18 protein-coding genes are annotated in these 24,096 nt (G+C 32.7%); 11 read left to right on the top strand and 7 right to left on the bottom strand.

Annotated features, from left to right (window positions below; genetic code table 11):
- The first annotated feature begins 54 nt into the window (after nt 1–54).
- The 9 genes from uvrC (at nt 55) to ACTG3Y_RS00710 (ending at nt 14,502) form a co-directional block, all read left to right on the top strand.
- Nucleotides 55–1,848, top strand: a complete 1,794-nt coding sequence (uvrC, locus tag ACTG3Y_RS00750) for an excinuclease ABC subunit UvrC (protein ID WP_439151008.1) — start codon at nt 55–57, stop codon at nt 1,846–1,848.
- A gap of 64 nt (nt 1,849–1,912) precedes the next feature.
- Nucleotides 1,913–4,114 (top strand): patatin-like phospholipase family protein, encoded by a 2,202-nt coding sequence (locus ACTG3Y_RS00745; RefSeq protein ID WP_439151007.1) that lies wholly within the window; start codon nt 1,913–1,915, stop codon nt 4,112–4,114.
- Between the two features lie 186 nt (nt 4,115–4,300).
- The gene (locus ACTG3Y_RS00740) at nt 4,301–5,458 is read left to right on the top strand and encodes a homogentisate 1,2-dioxygenase (RefSeq protein WP_439151006.1); all 1,158 of its coding nucleotides are present in this window, start codon (nt 4,301–4,303) and stop codon (nt 5,456–5,458) included.
- Between the two features lie 94 nt (nt 5,459–5,552).
- The gene (hppD, locus tag ACTG3Y_RS00735) at nt 5,553–6,713 is read left to right on the top strand and encodes a 4-hydroxyphenylpyruvate dioxygenase (RefSeq protein WP_439151005.1); all 1,161 of its coding nucleotides are present in this window, start codon (nt 5,553–5,555) and stop codon (nt 6,711–6,713) included.
- Between the two features lie 280 nt (nt 6,714–6,993).
- A complete protein-coding gene (locus ACTG3Y_RS00730) occupies nt 6,994–7,776 on the top strand; it encodes a DUF3108 domain-containing protein (protein ID WP_439151004.1) in 783 nt (260 codons plus the stop codon).
- A 3-nt stretch (nt 7,777–7,779) separates the two neighbouring features.
- Nucleotides 7,780–8,712: a tryptophan 2,3-dioxygenase family protein gene (locus ACTG3Y_RS00725; RefSeq protein WP_439151003.1), complete on the top strand. Its 933-nt coding sequence runs from the start codon at nt 7,780–7,782 to the stop codon at nt 8,710–8,712.
- Nucleotides 8,713–8,724: 12 nt separating this feature from the next.
- The gene (locus ACTG3Y_RS00720) at nt 8,725–10,032 is read left to right on the top strand and encodes a peptidoglycan DD-metalloendopeptidase family protein (RefSeq protein ID WP_439151002.1); all 1,308 of its coding nucleotides are present in this window, start codon (nt 8,725–8,727) and stop codon (nt 10,030–10,032) included.
- Nucleotides 10,033–10,040: 8 nt separating this feature from the next.
- Nucleotides 10,041–11,687 (top strand): glucose-6-phosphate isomerase, encoded by a 1,647-nt coding sequence (gene pgi / locus ACTG3Y_RS00715; RefSeq protein WP_439151001.1) that lies wholly within the window; start codon nt 10,041–10,043, stop codon nt 11,685–11,687.
- A gap of 163 nt (nt 11,688–11,850) precedes the next feature.
- Nucleotides 11,851–14,502 (top strand): TonB-dependent receptor domain-containing protein, encoded by a 2,652-nt coding sequence (locus tag ACTG3Y_RS00710; RefSeq protein ID WP_439151000.1) that lies wholly within the window; start codon nt 11,851–11,853, stop codon nt 14,500–14,502.
- A 64-nt stretch (nt 14,503–14,566) separates the two neighbouring features.
- Here the strand turns inward: ACTG3Y_RS00710 and gldD are convergent, their stop codons facing one another.
- The 4 genes from gldD to mutY form a co-directional block, all read right to left on the bottom strand.
- Nucleotides 14,567–15,139 (bottom strand): gliding motility lipoprotein GldD, encoded by a 573-nt coding sequence (gene gldD / locus ACTG3Y_RS00705; protein ID WP_439150999.1) that lies wholly within the window; start codon nt 15,137–15,139, stop codon nt 14,567–14,569.
- Nucleotides 15,136–16,455 carry a gliding motility-associated protein GldE gene (locus ACTG3Y_RS00700; protein WP_439150998.1) on the bottom strand — a complete coding sequence of 440 codons (1,320 nt, stop codon included), beginning with the start codon at nt 16,453–16,455 and terminating at the stop codon, nt 15,136–15,138. The genes gldD and ACTG3Y_RS00700 overlap by 4 nt, the downstream gene beginning before the upstream one ends.
- 20 nt (nt 16,456–16,475) lie before the next feature.
- Complete coding sequence (locus ACTG3Y_RS00695) at nt 16,476–16,922, bottom strand: single-stranded DNA-binding protein (protein WP_439150997.1); 447 nt, start codon at nt 16,920–16,922, stop codon at nt 16,476–16,478.
- A 74-nt stretch (nt 16,923–16,996) separates the two neighbouring features.
- Nucleotides 16,997–18,046 carry an A/G-specific adenine glycosylase gene (gene mutY / locus ACTG3Y_RS00690; RefSeq protein WP_439150996.1) on the bottom strand — a complete coding sequence of 350 codons (1,050 nt, stop codon included), beginning with the start codon at nt 18,044–18,046 and terminating at the stop codon, nt 16,997–16,999.
- Nucleotides 18,047–18,180: 134 nt separating this feature from the next.
- On the opposite strand from mutY, the gene ACTG3Y_RS00685 reads away from it, so the two are divergent.
- Together ACTG3Y_RS00685 and ACTG3Y_RS00680 are read left to right on the top strand one after the other, a co-directional pair.
- Nucleotides 18,181–18,471, top strand: a complete 291-nt coding sequence (locus ACTG3Y_RS00685; RefSeq protein WP_439150995.1) for an HU family DNA-binding protein — start codon at nt 18,181–18,183, stop codon at nt 18,469–18,471.
- 338 nt (nt 18,472–18,809) lie between these two features.
- Entirely contained in the window at nt 18,810–20,354 is a 1,545-nt protein-coding gene (locus tag ACTG3Y_RS00680) for an Rne/Rng family ribonuclease (protein WP_439150994.1), read from the top strand.
- 54 nt (nt 20,355–20,408) lie between these two features.
- Here the strand turns inward: ACTG3Y_RS00680 and ACTG3Y_RS00675 are convergent, their stop codons facing one another.
- The 3 genes from ACTG3Y_RS00675 to ACTG3Y_RS00665 all read right to left on the bottom strand — a co-directional run bounded on the left by ACTG3Y_RS00675 (nt 20,409) and on the right by ACTG3Y_RS00665 (nt 24,054).
- A complete protein-coding gene (locus ACTG3Y_RS00675) occupies nt 20,409–20,774 on the bottom strand; it encodes a hypothetical protein (RefSeq protein WP_439150993.1) in 366 nt (121 codons plus the stop codon).
- A gap of 198 nt (nt 20,775–20,972) precedes the next feature.
- Nucleotides 20,973–22,829: a hypothetical protein gene (locus tag ACTG3Y_RS00670; protein ID WP_439150992.1), complete on the bottom strand. Its 1,857-nt coding sequence runs from the start codon at nt 22,827–22,829 to the stop codon at nt 20,973–20,975.
- A gap of 187 nt (nt 22,830–23,016) precedes the next feature.
- Entirely contained in the window at nt 23,017–24,054 is a 1,038-nt protein-coding gene (locus tag ACTG3Y_RS00665; protein WP_439150991.1) for an aldo/keto reductase, read from the bottom strand.
- Nucleotides 24,055–24,096: the final 42 nt, after the last annotated feature.

Raw genomic sequence — 24,096 nt, 5'->3', positions numbered from 1 at the left:
ATAAAGTTTATTCAAAACACATAATTATTTTTATGAATTCTTACCTTTGGTTTAATGCCAAATACTGCCTTAGATATTCAGATTAAGACATTACCACATCAGCCAGGTGTATATCAATATTTTGATGCCGATGAAAAACTAATTTATGTTGGTAAAGCTAAGGATATAAAGAAGCGGGTGAGTAGTTATTTTACCAAGCATCACGACTATGGTAAGACACGAGTTTTAGTTAAAAATATTGCTTCTGTAAAACATATTGTTGTTGAGACTGAAAATGATGCACTACTATTAGAGAATAATCTTATAAAAAAATATCAGCCTAAGTACAATGTTATGCTTAAGGATGATAAGTCTTATCCATGGATATGTATTAAAAAAGAGCGTTTCCCTAGAGTCTTTTCTACGCGAAGAGTGTTTAAAGATGGCTCAGAATATTTTGGGCCTTACACAAGCATGAAAACCGTAAAAACCCTGTTGGGCTTAATTAAAGGGCTTTATCAACTACGTACCTGTAATTACGATTTATCTCAAGCCAAAATTGAAGCTGGAAAATATAAAGTTTGTTTAGAATATCATTTAGGAAATTGTAAAGGTGCATGTGAAGGTCATGAAACTGAAGAGGAATATCACGCAAACATTAAAGCTATACGAGAAATTTTAAAAGGAAATTTTAAAGATTCTTTACAACGGTTTAGAGCACAAATGAAGACTCATGCAGAACAAATGCATTTTGAAGATGCTCAGAAAATAAAAGAGAAATTAGAGATACTTGAGAATTACCAAGCAAAATCTACAATTGTAAATCCAAAAATTAGCAATGTTGATGTATTTTCAATAGTGAGTGATGAAACCTATGCCTACATTAATTTTTTACAATTAAGCTACGGGTCAATTATAAGATCACATACCTTAGAATTAAAGAAGAAACTTCAAGAGTCTGATAAAGAATTACTAGAAATAGCGATAACCGAAATTAGGCAAAGGTTTAATTCTAACTCTAAAGAAATTTATGTGCCTTTCAAAGTAAATCTAGGCGAAGATGTTAAAGTTACTGTACCAAAATTGGGTGATAAAAAAAGTATTGTTGATTTATCGAGAAGAAATGCTATGTACTATCGCATGGATAAACTTAAACAGATAAAAATTGTAGATCCAGACCGACATGCAAATCGTATTATGGCGCAAATGAAGGCTGACTTAAGATTATCTGAAGAACCTAGACATATTGAGTGTTTCGATAATTCAAATATTCAGGGAACAAACCCTGTCGCAGCATGTGTGGTTTTTAAAAACGGAAAACCGAGTAAAAAAGATTATAGACATTTTAACATAAAAACTGTAGAAGGGCCAGATGATTTTGCTTCTATGGAAGAAGTGGTTTATAGAAGATATAAACGCTTGCTAGAAGAAGACCAACCCTTACCTCAGCTTATTATAATAGATGGTGGTAAAGGTCAATTATCATCTTCTTTAAAAAGTTTAGATACCTTGGGGTTGAGAGGAAAAATTGCAATCATCGGAATTGCGAAACGTTTAGAAGAATTATTTTATCCAGATGATCCAATTCCCTTATATTTAGACAAGAAAAGTGAAACGCTCAAAATAATACAACAGCTTAGAAATGAAGCGCATAGATTTGGTATTGAGCATCATAGAAACAAACGAAGTAAGAGCGCATTAACCACGGAGTTAGAAAATATTCCTGGTGTAGGTGAACAAACTATTATAACTCTAATGAAGCAGTTTAAAACTATAAAGCGAATTGCTAATGCTAAGTTAGACGAATTAGAGGCGGTTGTTGGCGTGTCTAGAGCAAATAAAATATATAACTACTATCATAAAGAATAGCTTGATACATAGATTTACATATAACAATACATTTGATTATATTAAGATATTTTTCTTAACGCTCTTGATTTGTACCGGTATTAATATAACAAATGCACAAGAATCCAAAGAACCTAAAGTAGGATTGGTACTTAGTGGAGGTGGGGCTAAAGGATTTGCCCATATTGGCGTTTTAAAGGTTATAGATAGTTTAGGTGTAAAAATAGACTACATTTCTGGCACAAGCATGGGAGCGATTATCGGCTCTTTATACGCAACAGGTTATTCAGGTAAGCAACTTGAGGCCATGTTTAACAATCAAGATTTTAATGAATTAATTAATGACGCATTTCCAAGAGCGTCCAAACCATTCTACGAACGGGAAAATGCCGAAAAGTATGCAGTTAGTTTACCTTTTGATAATTTTAAAATTAGTCTACCGTCAGCATTATCAAGAGGACAAAATGTATATAATTTGTTATATCAATTAATGCTCCCTGTAGACGAAATACGAGATTTTGATAAGTTACCGATACCATTTTTTTGCATAGCTACAGACATAGAGACTGGTGAGTCTGTAATTATGGATAAAGGAAGATTGGCAGAAGCGGTTACTGCAAGTGGTGCTTTACCTTCTTTATTTCAACCCGTTGTTGTAGGTGATAGAATATTAATTGATGGAGGTGTAACCAATAATTTTCCAGTAGAAGAACTTCGGGATAAAGGTATGGACATAATAATAGGAGTAGATGTGCAAGATGCTTTAAGAGATAGAGGGTCATTAAAGTCGGCACCAGAGATCTTACTTCAAATTAATAATTTCCGTACTATAAATGCCATGAAGGATAAAGCCCCATTAACTGATGTCTATATAAAACCAGATATCACCGATTTTTCAGTGATTTCATTTGATGAAGGAAGAGATATCATTGCGAATGGTGAAGCTGCTGCACAAGTGAATTTAGATGCGCTTTTAGATATAAAAAATCAACAAATAGCCAATGTTGAAAGACCAGCGTTAAAAATTACGGATAGTATTACCATAAAGTCAGTTAATATAGATGGCAATGAAAGATATACCAGATCCTATTTGTTAGGTAAGTTAAAATTTAAAGATGAAAATAAAATAAGTTTCACTAAGTTTAGAAAAGGCATAAATAATCTTATTGCAACTAACAATTTTGATACGTTCAGATATTATCTTGAACCAAATTCTGAAGATTCTGGCTATAAACTCAAAGGAGACATACGAGAATCTGAAACTACAATATTTTTAAAACTTGGTGTTCATTATGACGATTTGTATAAGAGTGCTTTGTTAGCCAACATTACAAAAAAGCGTTTGTTGTTTAATAATGATATAGCGTTATTAGATGTAATTCTAGGCGATAATTCAAGATATAATTTTGATTATTTTATAGATAAAGGTTTTTATATCAGTATAGGAGTTAAATCGCGCTTTAATCAATTTAATAAAAACGTAAATCCATTGTTAGCTTTAGAAGAGGGCTCTCCGTTGTTAACAGGCTTAAACAGAATAGATGTGGAGCTAACAGATTTTACAAATCAGATATATCTACAAACTATTTTTAGAAAAGACTTTGCCTTGCGTGCAGGTGCAGAATACAAGCGACTTAAAATTACATCAGAGACTATAATTGATGAAGATCAGGAAGACGATATTACTTTTGAAAACACAGATTATTTTGGTCTGTTTGGAAATTTAATTTTTGATGATTACGACAATTCTTATTTTCCTAAAAATGGGTTTTACTTCAATGGGGATTTTCATTTGTATTTAAATGCATCAGGGTTTAATAGAGATTTTGAAGAATTTTCCATCGCTAAAGCAGATATTGGATATGCCTTTAGTTTCAGTAATAAATTAGCACTAAAATCTGAAGCGAATGGAGGGTTTAAAATTGGGGACAATTCTACAACTTCATTAGGTTTTGCTCTGGGTGGTTATGCTAATAATTTTATTAATAACTTTTATTCGTTTTATGGCTATGACTTTATAGCACTTTCTGGTGATAGTTTTATGAAAGCTACATTTACCTTAGATTACGAGCTATTTAAAAAGCATCATATTCTTATAGCCGCAAATTATGCAAATATAGAAGACGGCATATTTGAATCTGGTGAATGGTTAACAGCGCCAGACTATAGTGGTTATGCTTTAGGGTATTCATTAGAAACATTTTTAGGGCCATTAGAAGGAAAATATAACTACTCACCAGAAACAGGTGAAAGCTATTGGTTTTTTAACTTAGGGTTTTGGTTTTAATTTAAAAATTCACCAACTTTGTGTAACTATGATAGCATTCTGGAAAGATATTAAACAACACTTACACTTCCTTATCAAAAGGAATCCGGAATAAACACGCATTTTTTGTACCTTTAAATGTTGTTCGATTTATACCAAATAAACGAATAAACGAATAAACAATTCAACAGTTAAACAATACAACATATGCCATTTTATCATAAACTAGGAAAAATTCCACCAAAAAGACATACACAATTTAAAAAGCCAAACGGCGATTTTTATTATGAGCAATTATTCGGAACTATTGGTTTCGATGGGATGTCTACAAATAGTTATCACGAGCAACGACCAACTCAGGTTAAAGCTATAAAAAAACAATATAGTGTTGCCCCAAAAATAGCTAGGGCCAATAATATGCAATCGTATCGCCTTCATGGATTTAAAGTAAAACCAGAAAATGATTATTTAGATAGTAGAAAAATTGTATTGACTAATAGTGATTGTAATATCATATTAGCTGCACCGAAGGAATCCACAAATAATTATTTCTATAAAAACACTGATGCCGATGAATTAATTTTTATCCATAAAGGCACGGGAAAATTAAGAACCATGCTTGGTAATCTCGATTTTAAATATGGTGATTACTTGTTGATACCACGAGGAATTATCTATAAGCTAGATTTTGATACTGAAGATAATCGCTTATTCATTGTAGAATCGTACAGACCAATATATACCCCAAAACGCTATCGTAACTGGTTTGGCCAGTTATTAGAGTATTCACCTTTTTGTGAGCGCGATTTAAGACAGCCGCATGAATTAGAAACGTATAATGAATCTGGTGACTTTTTAATCAAAATTAAAAAACAAGACGAAATCATAGAAATGGTTTATGCATCACATCCTTTTGATGTTGTTGGTTATGATGGGTATAATTATCCGTACGCATTTTCAATACACGATTTTGAACCAATAACAGGTAGAGTTCATCAACCACCACCAGTGCATCAGACATTTGAAACAGATGCCTTTGTGGTTTGTAGTTTTGTGCCGCGCTTATATGATTATCATCCATTAGCAGTGCCAGCTCCTTATAACCATAGTAATATAGATAGTGATGAGGTTTTGTATTATGTAGATGGTGATTTTATGAGTAGAAATGATATTGATGCTGGTCATATTTCATTGCATCCAGCAGGTATTCCGCATGGACCACATCCAGGTGCAATGGAACGAAGTATTGGTAAAGTAAAAACAGATGAGCTTGCTGTTATGGTAGATACTTTTAAACCATTAAAAGTTACAGAAGAAGCGATAAAAATAGCAGATGAGGATTACTATAAGTCTTGGTTGGAGTAATCCATTATTCCTGGGTAGGCAGGAATATCATGAGTTTAAAAATAGATTTAAATTTAGATTCTTGCCTTCGCAGGAATGACAAAGTAAATAAAATATGTCAAAAGAAATAGAAAATGTAAACTACGGTTTAGAAAAAATATTTGAAGGAGCGCAAGACTTTCTACCGCTCTTAGGAACAGACTATGTAGAATTTTATGTTGGTAATGCCAAACAAGCTGCACACTTTTATAAAACAGCATTTGGTTTTCAATCGCATGCGTATCGTGGATTAGAAACTGGTGCTCAGGATTCTGTAAGTTATGTGTTAACACAAGATAAGATTAAGTTAATATTAACGACACCGTTAAGCAGTAAGTCACCAATAAACGATCATATCGTAAAACATGGAGATGGAGTTAAGATAATAGCTTTATGGGTAGAAGATGCCAGAAAGGCTTATGACGAAACAACATCTAGAGGAGCAAAATCTTATATGGAGCCTATAGTTGAAAAAGACGAACACGGCGAGGTTGTTAGAGCAGGAATTTACACCTACGGTGAAACCGTTCACATGTTTGTTGAACGTAAAAACTACAACGGTGCATTTTTACCAGGTTTTCAAAAATGGGAATCTGATTACAATCCACCTACAGCAGGATTAAAATATATCGACCATATGGTAGGGAATGTTGGCTGGAATCAAATGAATGTATGGGTAAAATGGTACGAAGATGTTATGGGGTTTGAAAACTTTTTATCATTTGATGACAAGCAAATCCATACCGAATATTCAGCATTAATGAGTAAAGTAATGTCTAATGGAAATGGTAGAATAAAATTTCCAATAAACGAGCCTGCAAAGGGGAAAAAACGTTCTCAAATCGAAGAGTATCTAGATTTTTATGAAGGTGCAGGTGTGCAACATATTGCCGTTGCAACGGACGATATTATTAAAACCGTATCACAACTACGAGCTAATGGAGTAGAGTTTTTATCTACACCACCAGATGCATATTATAGAGCAGTACCAGGACGATTAGAAGAATTTAGTCACGAGTTAAGAGAAGATATCGAAAAACTAAAGAGTCTAGGTATTATGATTGATGCCGACGAAGAAGGGTACTTATTACAGATTTTTACAAAACCTGTAGAAGACCGACCAACGTTGTTTTTTGAGATCATTCAACGCATGGGAGCACGTGGTTTTGGAGCTGGCAATTTCAAGGCATTATTTGAATCTATTGAAAGAGAACAAGCCAAAAGAGGAACCTTATAAAGCGTATGCGCGTTTAACTCCCTACAGTTAAACGCGCAAAAAACCAACTCTAAAATTTTAAACTTTACATAATCTTATTATAATTATGCGTTTTTTGGTTTGCTCTAACATAGTATCGTAGCAATACCGAAATGTGAGCATTTAACGAGAATATTTTAAAATTAGCCTTGTATTTTGGTTCGTATTTCAACGAATTAATACATTTGGAATAGTAATTGTATTTAAGATAATTGTAACACAAATAATGGGTTACATTTTTTACATTTACAATCTATAAGATATGAAGTACGTATTTACCATATTACTTTTTTTTACCGGACTTAACGCACCGAAAGCAAAGCAAGAGTCTGCTTTTCAGAATGGAGAGTGGTTTAAATTTGAGATGAGCTACAGTGGTTTTTTAAAAGCTGGTAATGCTACGTTGTCTTTAAAAGAATCTAACTTAGATGGAAAACCAGTTTATCATGTTGTTGGTAAAGGTTGGACAACAGGAGCTATAAAATTATTCTTTAAAGTAAAAGATCGTTACGAAAGTTATTTCGATAAAGAAACGGGCGTACCTTATAAATTTATACGAAAAATCGATGAAGGCGGCCATACAAAGGACATTGAAATTCAATTTGACCATAATAATAGAGAAGCTGTTGTTCATAACAAGAAGAAGAAAAAAGTAAAAACAGTAGCGACAGAGAAAGACGTACAAGATATGGTTTCTATGTACTATTATTTAAGAAACAAGATTGATATTTCATCCCTTACACAAGGCGATGAGATACAAACAAATATGTTTTTTGATGCAGAAAACTATGGTTTTAAACTAAAATATTTAGGTCGAGAAACTGTAAAGACTGAATTTGGTAAGGTAAAAACACTTAAGTTTAGACCTTATGTAATGGCAGGTCGAGTATTTAAAGAAGAAGAGAGTTTAACACTTTGGGTTAGTGCTGATAAAAACAAGATTCCATTAAAAATTCAAGCTGATTTGGCGGTAGGTTCTTTACGTGCAGATTTAATTGCATTCAAGGGATTAAAACACTATTTTCCGATAGAATTTGATAATTAATTTATGTCAGACCAACCAAATTACGACGAAATAGTAAAGGCTCTTCAAGAGAAGTACGAAAAAATAGATCAAGATACAGACGACCATTTATATGGCTTGCTTTATAGCAAGCCGATTACGTATTGGGATTATATACAAACCGATGCATTACTAAATCTTCAAATTCAACGTACAACGTTGCCAGATGAAATGGTGTTTATCGCCTATCATCAAATTAATGAACTTATCTTTAAAATGATACTTTGGGAGATTTCCCAAGTAGCAGAGAAAGAGAATTTAGACGTTACTTTTTTTGAAAGCAAGATAATGCGTGTTAGTCGTTATTTTGATATGCTTACAACCTCGTTTAATATAATGCGAGAAGGTATGGAAGTGGAGCAATACATGAAATTTAGATACACGCTGACTCCTGCAAGCGGATTTCAAAGTGCTCAATATAGATTGATAGAGTTTGCCTCTACAGAATTAATTAATTTAATAGACTACAGATTTAGAGCAGAAATAGATAGAAATACACCATATACGCATGCCTTTGAACATTTATATTGGCAAGCTGCAGGAAAAGATCATAAAACTGGCAAAAAATCAACGCTTTTAATTAATTTTGAAAAGCGTTATAAAGATGAGTTTTTAAGATTTATGGAGTCTTACAATACCAAAAATCTTTGGACACGTTTTAAGGAATTGCCTGAGGAAGATCAGAAAGGTATAGACTTAGTCAAGGCAATGCGACATTATGATTATACCGTTAATGTAACATGGGTGATGGCCCATTATAATGCGGCAAAACATTATATTGATAGTGGTATAGGAGATGGTGAAGCAACTGGTGGTAGTGATTGGAAAAAGTACATGCATCCTAAATATCAGAGACGTATTTTTTTTCCAGAATTATGGTCAGATGAAGAATTAAAAAATTGGGGAAATAACTTATAATTAGCATCATTAATGCGATTGAAACGATTAGTAGCAGCAGCTGTCATTGCAGTTAGTATTGTAACGTGTAAAGAAGAAAATCCAGAGAAGGAATATCAAAAGGAACTTGCGGAAATAGTTGAGGAAGAGAAAATCTATGAATTTGGTTTTGATTTAAAGGAATACGAATTTAAAAGAGATACAATAAGAAAAGGAGATACCTTTGGTATAATTCTAGAACGTAATAACATTGGTTATCCGCAAATATATCAGATTGCAGAGAAAGCCAAAGATACTTTCGATATTGCAACGAAATTACAAGTTGGTAAACCTTACACCTTGTTGTTTCCAAATGAAACCCTTAATGATAGTCTCAAAAAACCTTCAACGTTTATCTATCAGCAGAATCTGGAGGATTATGTTGTTATTGATTTTAAAGATTCAATTCAAGCCTATACCAGAACAAAACCCATAACCTATATCGAAAAAACAGCTACTGGTGTAATAGAAAATAATATTTCAGAAACATTAGAACAGAAAGGCTTAAGCCAGGTACTTGCTTATAAAATGGCAGATGATATTTATGCTTGGACTATAGATTTTAGAAGATTGCAACCTGGCGACCGTTTTAAAGTGATTTATACAGATAAGTATATCAATGATACAATCTATGCAGGAGTACACGATGTAAGAGCCGCCTACTTTGAGCATAACGGCGATTCGTTGTATGCATTTCAATTTCAAACAGATTCAATTAAAGGTATTAAAGACTATTTTAATGAAGAAGCAAAAAACTTAAGACGTGCATTTCTAAAAATGCCAGTAAAGTTTGGAAGACTATCTTCTCGCTATAATCTTAAACGACGCATTGCATATTACGGCTACAAGTTAAGACCGCATAAAGGAACTGATTTTGCAGCATCAGTCGGTACTCCAATAATGGCTACTGCTAATGGAACAGTTGTAGAGTCTACAAGGCGAGGAGGTAATGGTAAATATGTAAAAATTAGACATAATGCAACCTACAGCACACAATATCTGCATATGAGCAGACAAGCCGTAAAAAAAGGACAATTTGTAAAACAAGGTGATATCATAGGTTATGTTGGTATGACCGGTAATACTGGTGGACCACATGTTTGTTATCGTTTCTGGAAGAACGGAAAACAAGTAGATCCTTTTAAGCAAAAACTACCGGAAGCAGAACCTATTTCAGATAGTTTAAAAGTAAGATACTTAGATTATATTAAGCCAATAAAACAGCGCTTAGACAACATCTTCTTCCTCGAAGCAGATTCAAACAAAACAGAAAATTCTATAACTGAAGATCCAATTTCATAACCATTATAATGGCACTAAAAGCAACTAATCCGACGTCTACAAATGCATGGCAAAAACTGCAATCTCACTTTCATTCAATAAAAGACAAACATTTAAGAGAACTATTTACGGCAGATCCGGCTAGAGCAGAAAACTTAACAGTTAAATGGGACGATTTTTATGTAGATTTTTCAAAAAACAGGATTACAGAAGAAACTATAGATTTGTTGGTAAATCTTGCTGATGAGGTTAGCTTAAAAGATGCTATTTCAAAGTATTTCGAAGGAGATATAATTAATACAACAGAAGGTAGAGCAGTTTTACATACTGCCTTGAGAGCATCAAAAGCGAATGAAGTATTTGTTGACGGTATTAATGTTATACCGGAAGTGCAACAGGTAAAACAAAAGATAGAGGCTTTTACTAATGACGTAGTTTCTGGCAGTCATAAAGGATATAAAGGAAAAGTAATTACTGATGTTGTAAATATTGGTATTGGCGGTTCAGATTTGGGGCCAGCTATGGTTGTTGATTCACTGCAATACTACAAGAACCATTTAAACACACATTTTGTTAGTAACGTTGATGGTGATCACCATAAAGAAATCATTAAAAATTTAAATCCTGAAACTACCCTTTTTGTTATTGTATCAAAAACGTTTACAACTCAGGAAACGTTGTCTAATGCGAATTCTATCAGAACTTGGTTCTTAGAATCTCAGCCTAAAGAAGCGGTTTCTAAGCATTTTGTAGCGGTATCTACAAATATAGATAGTGTTAAAGCATTTGGTATCGATGAGAACAATATTTTCCCAATGAAAGATTGGGTTGGTGGTCGCTTTTCATTGTGGAGTGCCGTTGGTTTATCAATAAGTCTTGCCGTAGGATATGACAATTTTGAAGATTTGCTCTTGGGAGCACATAAAATGGATGAACACTTTAAAACCTCAGATTTCAATACTAATATTCCTGTTATTTCTGCGCTATTAACCATTTGGTATAATAATTTTTTTGATGCAGAAAGCGAGGCAATAATACCTTACACACAATATTTAAACCAATTTGCAACTTACTTGCAACAAGGAATAATGGAGAGTAATGGTAAAAGTGTTGATAGAGATGGAAAACGAGTTAATTACCAAACAGGTACAATAATTTGGGGAGAACCAGGTACTAATTCCCAACATGCATTTTTTCAACTAATACATCAAGGTACAAAGTTGATTCCAGCAGATTTTATTGGTTTTATTCAATCTTTGCATGGAGATACAGACCATCATGATAAACTAATGTCCAATTATTTTGCGCAAACGGAAGCTTTATTGAATGGTAAAACAAAAGCAGAAGTTTTGTCTGAATTGAAAGGACAGCATCTATCTGATGAAGCAATTAATAAGTTACTTCCATTTAAAATATTTGAAGGTAATAAACCAACAACTTCAATATTAATACAAAAATTATCACCAGAAAGCTTAGGTAAGCTAATCGCAATGTATGAGCATAAAATTTTTGTGCAAGGTGTTATTTGGAATATCTACAGTTATGATCAGTTTGGCGTAGAATTAGGCAAACATTTAGCCAAATCTATCTTAAATGAACTTACTGACCATAATGCTAAAGGAAATCACGATTCATCTACTCAAAATCTTATCAATTATTTTAGAAAAAATCGCTAAAATATTTCAAAAAGTTTGCGATAAATTAATTATGCATGCATATATATTGCGAATTACGTAATTAACTTTGTTGTGTTAAAATTCTTAACATTTAGGTAATGTAAATACCGCTGTTATAACTAATTTTGCTGTGATTTTTAAAACCAATTAACTTAAATTTTATATGAAAAAATTTAATCAATTTTTAATTGCAGCTGTATTAATGATATGCACTACGGCGGCATTTGCACAAAGCACTATTAAAGGTAAAGTAATAGATGCTGAAATGAATACACCACTTCCTGGTGCTAATATTTTAGAGAAAGGAACGACAAATGGTGCAACTACAGACTTTGACGGTAATTTCACTATTACTACGCAGTCGGATTCTGGTATTATTGTAATTTCTTATGTAGGGTTTTCTCCAAAAGAAATTGAATTTAATGGTAACGCTGATTTAGGAACTATTGTACTCTACACAGACAACACATTAGAAGAAGTGGTTGTTGTAGGAACAGGAGTGATTGATTTAGCTGAATCAAGAAGAACACCAGTTGCAGTGTCTACTATCAGAGGAAAAGACATTCAACTAAAAATTGCTGGTAACGCAGAATTTGGTGAATCGTTTAAAAACACCCCTTCGGTTTACGTTTCTAACCAAGCAGGTGGTTTTGGTGATAGCCAAATTTTCTTAAGAGGTTTTGATCAAACAAATACGGCATACTTGTTAAATGGTCAACCGATTAATGGAATGGAAGATGGCAGAATGTACTGGTCTAACTGGTCTGGTATGGCAGATGTTGCCAATGCAGTGCAAGTTCAAAGAGGTCTAGGTTCATCTAAACTAGCAATTTCATCGGTTGGTGGAACAGTAAATATTATTTCAAGAACTACCGATAAAACTCAAGGTGGATTTATTAGATTTACTGGAGGTAATGATAGCTATCTTAAAACAACGGCATCTTATAATACAGGTGTAAACGACAAAGGATGGGCGTTTTCATTTTTATTAGACCACTGGCAAGCACATAGAAAGTATTCAATTGGTACAGCAGGTCAAGGGCAGAATTACTTGTTTTCTGTAGGTTATAAGCCAAATGAAAAAAATACATTTAACCTCTTAATTACAGGTGCACCTCAATGGCATGATCAAAATTTCTCACAAAGCTTAGAGTTTTATGAGCAATATGGTGAAAAAGCAAATAGTAACAGTGGTTTTCTTGATGGTGAGCGTTTTACAGAAAGACGTAATTATTACCACAAACCAGTTGCTAACTTAAACTGGGATTTAGATATCAACGATAAATTAGATTTATCAACCGTATTATACGCATCATGGGGACGTGGTGGTGGAACTGGCGGTGTAGGTCGAGGTAGAATTAGAAATGAAGATATAGGAATTACAGGAAGAAACGAAAGAGAAATAAATTTTGATGCAATCGTAGAAAATAATATTGCTACGGCAACTACTATAGATGGTGGTCAATACGGTACGTTTGGTGATTCTTATTTAAGAAGATCATCTGTGAATAACCATAATTGGTATGGTTTACTTTCTAATCTACAATATGAAGCTAATGAAAATTGGTCAATGAATATTGGTGTAGATGGTAGAACTTATAATGGTTTTCACTTTAGACAATTGAACAATACACTTGGTTTAGATGGTTATAATGATAATTTCAGAACTGATCGTCCAAGTGATTATGTAATAACTGAAACTTATGAAGCTAACCCTTGGTCGGCGTTATTTGATTTTGCAGATAACGATCAAAGATATGATTACAATTACGAAGAAGTAATTCAATATTTAGGTGCTTTCGGTCAAGCAGAGTATGCAAATGAAAATTTCTCAGCATTTGTACAAGGTGCTGTATCTACACAATCATATCAGAGAGAAGGATTCTTTACAGGAAGAGGAAATGGATTAGGGAAATCTAAAAAAGTAAGCAAAGAAGGATACAATATAAAAGGTGGTGCAGCGTATATTTTTAATGAACAACATTCTATTTTTGCTAATGCAGGATTTTATTCTCGTCAACCATTCTTAGATAATATTTTTGCTGATATAAGATATGATAATAGATTAGCTGAACCTGAAGTTGATAATGAAGAAATTACAGGATTTGAAGGTGGATATCGATTTAAAAATAATACCTTAAGAATTAATATTGATGTTTATAGTACAGAATGGGGAAATAGATTTTTATCATTAAATGGTCCTGTACAAGCTGGTGACGATGGTATGCTAAATACATCAGATGATGAGTTCAGTACGTATCGATTAACAGATGTTACCCAAAGGCACAATGGAATTGAATTCGATTTAGAATATCGTCCTTTAGGTGCGACATGGTCATTAAGAGGTTACGGATCATTAGGTAATTGGAAATATGATGGTGAAACACCTTATACACTTCAAAACGATGATACAGGTGATTTCATTACTACAAACGGAAAAGCTGACTTAACAGATGTAAAAGTTGGTAACGCACCTCAGACATCTTTCGGTCTTGGATTTAGAGCAGATATCTGTGAAGGTCTTTCTGTAGATATGGATTATAACATTTATACCGATTTATATGAGTTTGTAGATCCTGCAGATGTAGCAGAGGCTGCTTTAGCTGGAGATAAATATGAGTCAGTTAGATTACCAGCTTATACTTTAGCCGATGCTGGTTTAACTTATAGATTTACTATAGGCGGTAATGCTATGACATTTAGAACTAATATTTATAACCTATTGAACGAGGCATATATTAACCAAAGAGACGCATTTGGTTACTACTTAGGTATAGGAAGAACGTGGAACGCTAGTTTACGTTACAATTTCTAATAGAAGAATGATATAATATAAAAAAAGCAGCCAATTGGCTGCTTTTTTTATACATCGAATTTGCTTATTTCTTTTGCCATCGAATAGATTCCATAATACGCTTAATGTCTTTTTTAAGATATTCTGAAGCAGGAAATATAGAATCGTAATTTGGTTTAGCATAGAAATATAGAGAACCACTTAAAAAATGATTTATACTATCGGTAACATAAAATTGAGATTGAGAAGCGGCATCACCACCAATTTCGTACAACATACCATAAACACGTGCTTCATCATTTTCAAATAGGTTACTAGATATTTCGTCTGCTTTAATGGTATGCTTTTGAGTTAAGTTTTGCGCATCTCTCAATAGACTATCTAAATTTCCTTCAGTTACTTCTTTATAGGTAAGATATATCGTTGCTTTTAGTGAAGGGTATTTTATATTAACTCCTTTAGTGCTGCCCGATGATTTTACGGTTTTTATTGGACTCGACAACTCGTTTTTGTCAAATGTAAATGGCAGTGGTACTGGAGCTGTTTTATAGTCTGCATTCGGATATTCTAATCGTAAAAAGGCATTAGGTTTTGGTAATGGGTCATCACCGCAACCAAGCAACACCAGGCTAAGTAAAAGAGCAATTAATCGCTTCATTTATTATGTTCTAATAAGGTTAGTTTTATTTGCTTTATACGTTTACGCTCTAAAGCTTCTACAGTAAAAACGTAATTTTTAAAATTTATTTTACTTCCAATCCTAGGGAATCCACCAGAAATTTCTAATACAAATCCTGCAAGAGTTTCTGCTTCACCTTTTCTGGCTTCAAAATCTTCGACATCATCTTCAATACCTACAATTTTGTAAACATCTTTTAGTGGTGTTTTACCTTCAAAACTATAATTGTTATCATCTAGTTTTGTATAAATCAAATCTTCATCATCGTACTCATCGCTAATATCGCCAACAATTTCTTCAATAATATCCTCTAAAGATACTAAGCCAGATGTACCTCCATATTCATCAACAACAACAGCAAGATGAACTTTTTTGGTTTGAAATTCTACCATTAAGTCGTCTAACTTTTTGTTTTCGGGAACAAAGAAGGGCTCTCTTAAGATGGTAGTCCAATTAAATTTTTTCTTATTCAGATGAGGTAAAAGGTCTTTAACATAAAGCACTCCTTTTACAGTATCTATATTTTCCTCATAAACCGGAATTCTGGAATAACCGTTGTCAATAATGTCTTTTATTATAGTTTCAAAGGGTGTATCTATATTTAATGTAAATAAATCCATTCTAGGACGCATTACTTGTTTGGTATCTGTGTTTCCGAACGATACTATACCTTGTAAGAGTTTTTGCTCTTCTTGTGTTGTTTCATCGTCATTTGTCAATTCTAATGCCTGTGATAATTGGTCTACACTCAGATTAGATCGCTGTTTACCTAACGTTTTTTGTAGCTTAATAGTAACATAACGCATAGGTAAACTTAATGGCGAAAAAAGTACATCTAAGACTTTTAATGGTCTTGCCATAAATGACGAGAACTTTACACTATTTCTACTGGCATAGATTTTAGGAATTATTTCTCCGAATAATAAGATTAAAAACGTAGCCGAAACGACTTCTAATAAGAATCTAAAAATATGATTTGTAATATTACTGAAGATGGTTTCACCTATATATGCAAATAATAAGACTATGGCGATATTTATAAAATTGTTAGCGACTAAAATAGTCGCTAATAATTTCTTAGGTCGCTCCAAAAGTTGAGCAATAATTTGCATAGCCTGAGATTTATTTTCTACACTGCCATCTATGTTAGATTTAGTTAAGGAAAATAGGGCAACTTCAGCACCAGAAATTAGTGCAGAACAAATCAGTAGTATAATAAGTAACACTACACTCGTTATAAATGAAGTACTAGAAACTAATAAATTTGAAAATAAAACCGTGGGTTCTGGGTCCAAGATAAAATTAGTTTAAAAGTTTAAAATGGTAAGTCATCATCACCATCAGGTACTACGGTATTAGTTGTAGATTGTTGTGGTTGTGGAGAATGACTAGGAGTATTTTGCTGCTGAGATTGTTGTTGCTCATTTTTATTGGTTAAAAATGTAAAATCAGTGCATTGAATTTCAGTAGAGTAGCGTTCCATGCCTTTATCGTCAGTCCATTTTCTGGTTTTAATACGACCTTCAATGTAGACTTTATCACCTTTGCTTAGATATTTTTCGCAAATTTCTGCTGCTTTATTTCTTACAACAATATTGTGCCATTCTGTATTAGAAACACGTTCGTTAGTTTGTTTGTTGGTATAAGTTTCATTAGTTGCCAATGGGAAGCGACCGACACAGTTTTTATCGTCGAAATAATGCATTTTTACTTCATCACCCAAATGCCCAATCAGCATTACTTTATTTAACGTTCCTGACATAATTATTTAATTTTAGAGTACAAATTTAAGTGTTTTATAGTCACTACTTTAAAAGTAATAAAAAAATGTGATTTCTATAAGCCTTCAAAGTTGAATTCCTCTATAAATTCACTGATTAAAACAGGTGCTGGATATTTTGTAAGACTTTTTATTGGTAGTGCTTCTTTGGGAAGTTGATCTGTTTCAATAATCCAGAATTTAGTATATAAATGTTGATGAGACAATTTATGAATCTTATCTTTTTCGTTATACAGAAAGTAATCAAAGTTTGAAGAATTAAAATTGATGCTTTCAAAATTTAGAAGATCAAATTCCTCTGAATTCAAGCTTCTTTCAGTTTCAATTAAAGGAAATTGATATAGATTTTGCCATATTCCGCGTTTCGTCCTTTTCTCAAAAAGCGTATATTTTTTAGAATCTACAAAAACTAAATAATTGAAATACTTAGTCGTTACTTTGGTCTTTTTCAGTTTTACTGGAAGTGTGTTTATTAAATTCTTCTGCAAGGCTACACAACTGTTTTGGAATGGGCAAATTAGACAATAAGGATTTTTAGGTTTGCATTGTGTAGCACCAAACTCCATAATGGCCTGATTAAATGTTGCTGGTCTGCTTTTATCAATAAGTGAAGTCGCTAGTTTTTTAAACTCCTTAATTCCTTTCGTTGAATTAATAGGAGTGTTTATACCAAAATAACGTGCTAAGACTCTATATACGTTGCCATCTACAACTGCTGCTGCTTCGTTAAACGCTATAGAGGCAATAGCACTAGCCGTGTAATCGCCAACACCTTTTAGTTTTATTAGTTCTTTATAAGTGTTAGGAAAGACACCGTTGAGATCATTTGCAATAAATTTAGCTGTAGTGTGTAAATTTCTTGCTCTGGAGTAATAACCCAGACCTTGCCATAGTTTTAAAACTTCTTCTTCAGATGCATTCGCTAGGTCAAAAACAGTTGGGTATTCTTTTAAAAAAGCTACATAATATGGCAAACCTTGTTTCACCTGAGTTTGCTGTAAAATAATTTCTGATAACCAAATATAGTATGGGTTTTTTGTTTGCCTCCATGGCAAATCTCGCTTATGATTTGAATACCAGTTAATTAGTTGACTTTTAAAATCCATGTGATTTTTTAATTGACGGAACAAAATTAAATCTTTATCCCGTTAAATTTTAATTAATTACGCTTGAAATATTGAATTTAAATTACATATATTTGCATCCCTTAGAAATAATAGTAACCCTAAAACTAATAACAATGACAAAAGCTGATTTAGTAGCTAAAATATCTGATAAATTAGGTATGGAGAAAGGAGATGTGCAAGCTACAGTGGAAACCTTTATGGAAGAAGTAAAAACATCTTTAGAGAGCGGAGATAACGTATATTTAAGAGGTTTCGGAAGTTTTATAATTAAAACAAGAGCTGAAAAAACAGGTCGTAATATTTCAAAAAATACTACAATAAAAATACCAGCTCACAACATTCCTGCTTTTAAACCTGCTAAAGTATTTTTAGAAGGTGTAAAATCTAATGTTGAAGTAAACTAAAAGCAATAAAAAAAAATATTAATTAAAAGCATTATTTATTATGCCAAGTGGTAAAAAAAGAAAAAGACACAAGGTAGCGACGCATAAGCGTAAGAAACGTAGACGCGCTAATCGTCACAAAAAGAAATAAATTGTTAAAAGTAGTTTTTCAACTACTTTTTTCAGTTTAAAGCGCATAATTACGATAGTTTTATATGCGTTAAAAAAAACGTTCTTTGATATAGAATTTAGATATATTTAATAGAGTGTATCTGAGTTTACTGGATATTACAATCCTGTGTCAAATAATTTAGTAAAATCCATCTATCTCAATGAAGAGCTAGATATAAATTAACATTATGAACAAAGAATTAATCGTAAGATCGAGTTCAGATATTGTTGATTTTGCACTATTAAAAGATGGAAAACTTATTGAATTACATAAAGATGAAGAGGATAATAACTTTGCAGTAGGCGATATATTTATTGCCAAAATCCGTAAAGTTATTCCTGGTTTAAATGCCGCGTTTGTTAACGTTGGCTATGAGAAAGATGGTTTTTTACACTATCATGATCTTGGACCACAATTACCTTCACTTTTAAAATTCATTAAACGTGTAAGCACAGGGAAATTAAGAGATTACAATCTTAAAGACTTTCCATTAGAAAAGGATTTAAATAAACATGGTAGTATTTCAAATGCTATTAAGTCTAATCAGTCCATTTTAGTACAAGTAGTAAAAGAACCTATTTCCACAAAAGGACCACGCATTAGTTCAGAATTGTCTATTGCCGGTAGATACATAGTCCTGGTACCTTTTTCTAACCGTATTTCAATTTCTCAAAAAATTGAATCGCAGGAAGAAAAAGACCGCTTAAAAAGACTTGTTAAAAGTATCACACCTAAGGGGTTTGGGGTTATTATACGTACTGTAGCAGACGGCAAGAAAGTTGCCGAGCTAGATAATGATTTACAAAATTTGCTGGGACGATGGACCGCAATGTGTAAAAAATTGTACAAAGCGCATCACCCAACTAAAGTATTGGGAGAAATGAACAAAGCATCCTCAATTTTGAGAGATATTTTTAATGACTCTTTCTCTAATATTATAGTAGATGATGAAGAATTGTACATACAAGTAAAAGATTATGTGCAACAGATTGCACCGAAAAAAGAGTCTATTGTAAAGTATTATAAAAACGGAGCACCAATTTTTGAGAAGTACGGCATTGAACGCCAAATAAAAACTTCATTTGGTAAAACCGTTTCTATGGCAAAAGGAGCTTATTTGGTTATAGAGCATACCGAAGCATTGCATGTTATAGATGTAAACAGTGGTAACCGTTCTAATAAAGAAAAAAACCAGGAAGATACAGCCTTAGAAGTTAACTTAATCTCTGCTACCGAATTAGCTCGCCAATTACGCTTACGTGATATGGGAGGCATTATTGTTGTTGATTTTATCGATATGGGACGTGCAGAGAACAGAAAGAAACTTTACAATCATCTTAGAGATGAGATGAAAGACGACAAAGCAAAACATAAAATATTGCCGCCGAGTAAGTTTGGTTTAGTGCAAATAACCAGACAGCGCGTTAGGCCAGAACGTAATATTAAAACAAAAGAAGAAAATCCTAATATAATAGGAGGAGACGAAATTGAAGCACCGATTAAAGTGGTAGAAAAAATTAGTCAAGACCTAGAGCGGATTTTCAAAAAAGACTATAAAAAGGTAACATTAAATGCACATCCTTTTATAGCAGCCTTTTTAACCAAAGGGTTTCCATCAGTTCGTTCAAAGTGGTTTTTTGAACATAAAAAATGGGTAAAAGTTTTACCTAGAGATGCTTACACTTATCTTGAATATCATTTTTTTGATAAAAATGGTAACAAAATCAAATAATATCTATTAGAAAAAAGCCCTTCCAATTATGGAAGGGCTTTTTGTTTTTAAATACTAGTCATAGGAAGTTTCAAAGACAGATTTTCTACAAATTACTTCCCATTTATCTATATTCTTTTTTGCTATAATAATGACATCACCATTCAAACTACTTCTTTTTACAATTGCTAAATCTCTAATAATAATAGGTTTTGAAATTATAGATACAGCATTGTATGTTTCATCTGAATTAAGGAGATTATCTACTAATATAAAACTGCTATCTAGTTTGTCTGAATTCAAATAAACAGGTTTAGAAGTAATAATTTCATCTTTAATTTTTTTAAAATCTGATTCAGAGAAAATGTCTTCCCATTTGATAACTTTTTCACCATTATTGCAAGGTGGACCTAATAAGTTGTCTAATTGAGTTGAGCTCATTAAATATGACCATGTCTTAGAAAAATCAGTTAAATAGTATAATTTGACATTAGTAGATTCATTTGTAAAAAGATTATTGATTACTCTATATTCTTCATCGTTTAAAATTGTTTCATTTAATTTTTTTTGAGAAAAAGATTTGCATGATGTAAGAAATATACAAGGCAATAAGATTAATGTTATAATATTTGTTTTCATTTAATTACAGTTTTTAGATCCTTTTGCAATATCAGCATTATATTCATTATCTGCTTGACCTTCAGCGATATTAGCACTAATAACGTTCTGTTGAAAAATAATTGGTTTATTATTAAAGGTGCTTGTTGAGGTTAATCCACCTGACCAACTAATATATTCATAATAATTCGAATCAGTGATACTGCTATTGTCCCAGTTTTCCAAAGAATAGGCAACTGCCGAAATAAAATAATCAACCATTAATTGATGTTGTGCAGGGTTTGTATCATCAGGCATACCTGCTTCTGAAAGCAATGTCATAAATGCCTGCGATAAATTGGAAAAAATATCAGTCTGATAAATATAAACAATGTATGCATGCAAAGATTCATGAATTATTGTCCTTGTAATTGCTAAATCGGTTGCATTTGCAATAAAGCTATTATTCAATGTAATATCAATAAAGAAATTACCTGGGTTTCCCGAGATTGGTCCTCTGTTTGTTGTTGCATTTACGATTTCCCCATTAGAATTTGGTGGAATATCTGCTGCTTTAAAAGTTAGTTGAAAATTGTCAGAATTATTAAATAATTCCAAAATAAAACCTGAAAGATTCAATTCTTGTTTTACTTCATCTGGCATATCTCCTAAATTCAAATGTGTATTATCGTTTATGAGTGCATTAATAATATTTTTTACACAATCTTCTATCGATGAATCCATAATAATTTCATGTTCAAAATCTATTTCTCCTCCTTCTTCTAATACATCAATTGCTAAGCTAGCAAATTCTATAGCTTCTTCACTATTTGCATTATCCTCTAAATATTCTATTATTTCATCAGAAACTACTGTATTTTCTAATACAAATGTTCTTTCTTCTTCATCAGTTATTGATAATCTGTCAATCAGAAGTTCATATGCATCGACAATACAATCTCCATTTAATGATAAAGGAGGTGGTTCGCTGCACGTTTCACCTGGTGGAACAAAGCCAGCTAAAGATTCAGACTCATTGTCATTACCCTCATTTCCGTTTGTATTGTCGCTAGGCCCTCCAGGGCCGTTTGTGTTAGTGTTTGTTGTATCATTAGGATTATTATTGTCATTCCATTCATTGCCGTAGACATCACAGTAATAGAAGGGGACTTGGTCGTAACCAGGCGATGTTCCATTTTCAAGAAGTTCACACCCACAACTTTCCCAAGGCATATGACTAGGGTTACAACTACAAGGGTACGGCACATCCTCTATTGTGATTATTACTACACCATCACAATCTGAAGGATAATATGGACTACCTTGTGGCGTGCTATAATCATTATATTGAGTATTATTTGTTTCAATTTCACCACCACCATCAGGTGGAAATTCTTGGGTAATTACATCAATACGTGCTGTTTTAATACTTCCTTCATAGGCTTTATTTTTATCATCTAACCATTCTTGGGTTGGTGTGTATTTGGTCATAAACATGCCTTCTTCACCGTTTTTATCTTCAATAGTTAAGTTATAAAATTTGGTACTGTCAGATTCTGGCAACGCAATTAACATGGTATACGATGTGTAATCATCTAGTGTTACTTCCTTTATGTCATCAGTGTAAATGGTTATTCCAAGTGTATCTATTGTGTTTCTAGACAACATATTATGCTCTAGATTAGATTGCAAAAAACCATCTAATTGATAACGGTTTTTAAGAGCATTAAATGTTTCACCAACCTCATTAAACGATACATTTTTTATAGTTGGTGTTTTTTGTTGGTCACTCACTCCAATAGGTTGCTGTTCTTTAATGAAAGCATCATCTTTTTCGCAAGCGAAATAAATGGCAAGCAACACTAAGCAGAGTGCTGCACTTAAAATTTTGTTTTTCATATTTATATAACGATTTAAAATTAGTTTCGTTTTAAATCGCTATTAATCAATCTTAGGAGGGAATACTCTAAAATTAAGTTTATAACTCATTTTAAAGAAATCCTTAAATGTTAAAATGTAAGAAAAAGCATGACTTTAATTACGGTTTTTCCGTAATTCAAAAAATAATAAGAATTATTAATAGGTTTTAAGGCGCAGGATTCGGAATCTCAGCATGCACCGCATTAATGGCGTTCATGACATCATCAGACAATGAAATATTAATACTATTTATATTATCTTCTAACTGTTCAAGATTAGTAGCACCAATAATATTACTGGTTAAAAAAGGTCGTTCATTCACAAAAGCTAATGACATTTGTGCTAATGACATGTTATTATCTTCGGCAATTTTTAAATAGCGCTTTGTAGCTTCTGTAGATTGTGCACTACTGTAACGGGCAAACCTTGGAAACGCTTTTAAACGTGCATTATCTCTTGCAGTTCCTTTAATATATTTACCAGATAACACACCAAATGCCATTGGTGAGTATGCTAATAAACCAATGTTTTCCCTGTGCGCAACTTCTGCAAGATCACCTTCAAAAGGTCTGCATAATAAAGAGTAGGCATTTTGTATAGTGATCATTCTTGGTAAATTATGTGTTTTAGATTCTTCAAGATAACGCATTGTTCCCCAGGCTTTTTCATTAGATAATCCCACTTGCCTAATTTTACCAGTTTTTATGATCTCATCTAGACTGTAAAGAATTTCATTGAAGTTATCTTCCCATTTGTCGTTAGGATTATGTGAATAATCTCTAACGCCAAAAGTGTTAGTTTGGCGTTCTGGCCAATGTAATTGGTATAAATCTATATAATCAGTTTGTAATCGCTTTAAACTATTGTCAACAGCCTCATTTAAAGCTTCTTTACTGAATCCTGTGGTTCTGATATGAGCTGTGTAATCGCCAGGACCAGCTATTTTTGTAGCTAACACAACCTTATCTCTGTTACCTGTTTTTGTAAACCAATTACCTATGATGCGTTCAGTTTCTGCATAAGTTTCAGCTGTTGCTGGTACAGGATACAATTCTGCAACATCAAAAAAGTTAACTCCTTTGTCTAAAGCTAAATCCATTTGAGCAAATCCTTCGTCTTGGGTATTTTGATTTCCCCAAGTCATGGTGCCTAAGCATATTTTACTCACTTTTATATCTGTGTTGGGTAAGGTTGTATATTTCATATTAACTTCCTGCAAAAGCAGGAATCTATTTAAATTAAACTT

Origin of the sequence: Winogradskyella sp. (assembly GCF_965656915.1) — a bacterium.
Taxonomy (GTDB): Bacteria; Bacteroidota; Bacteroidia; order Flavobacteriales; family Flavobacteriaceae; genus Winogradskyella.
The sequence above is the reverse complement of the archived record's forward strand: the minus strand, read 5'-3'. Positions and strand labels throughout refer to the sequence as shown.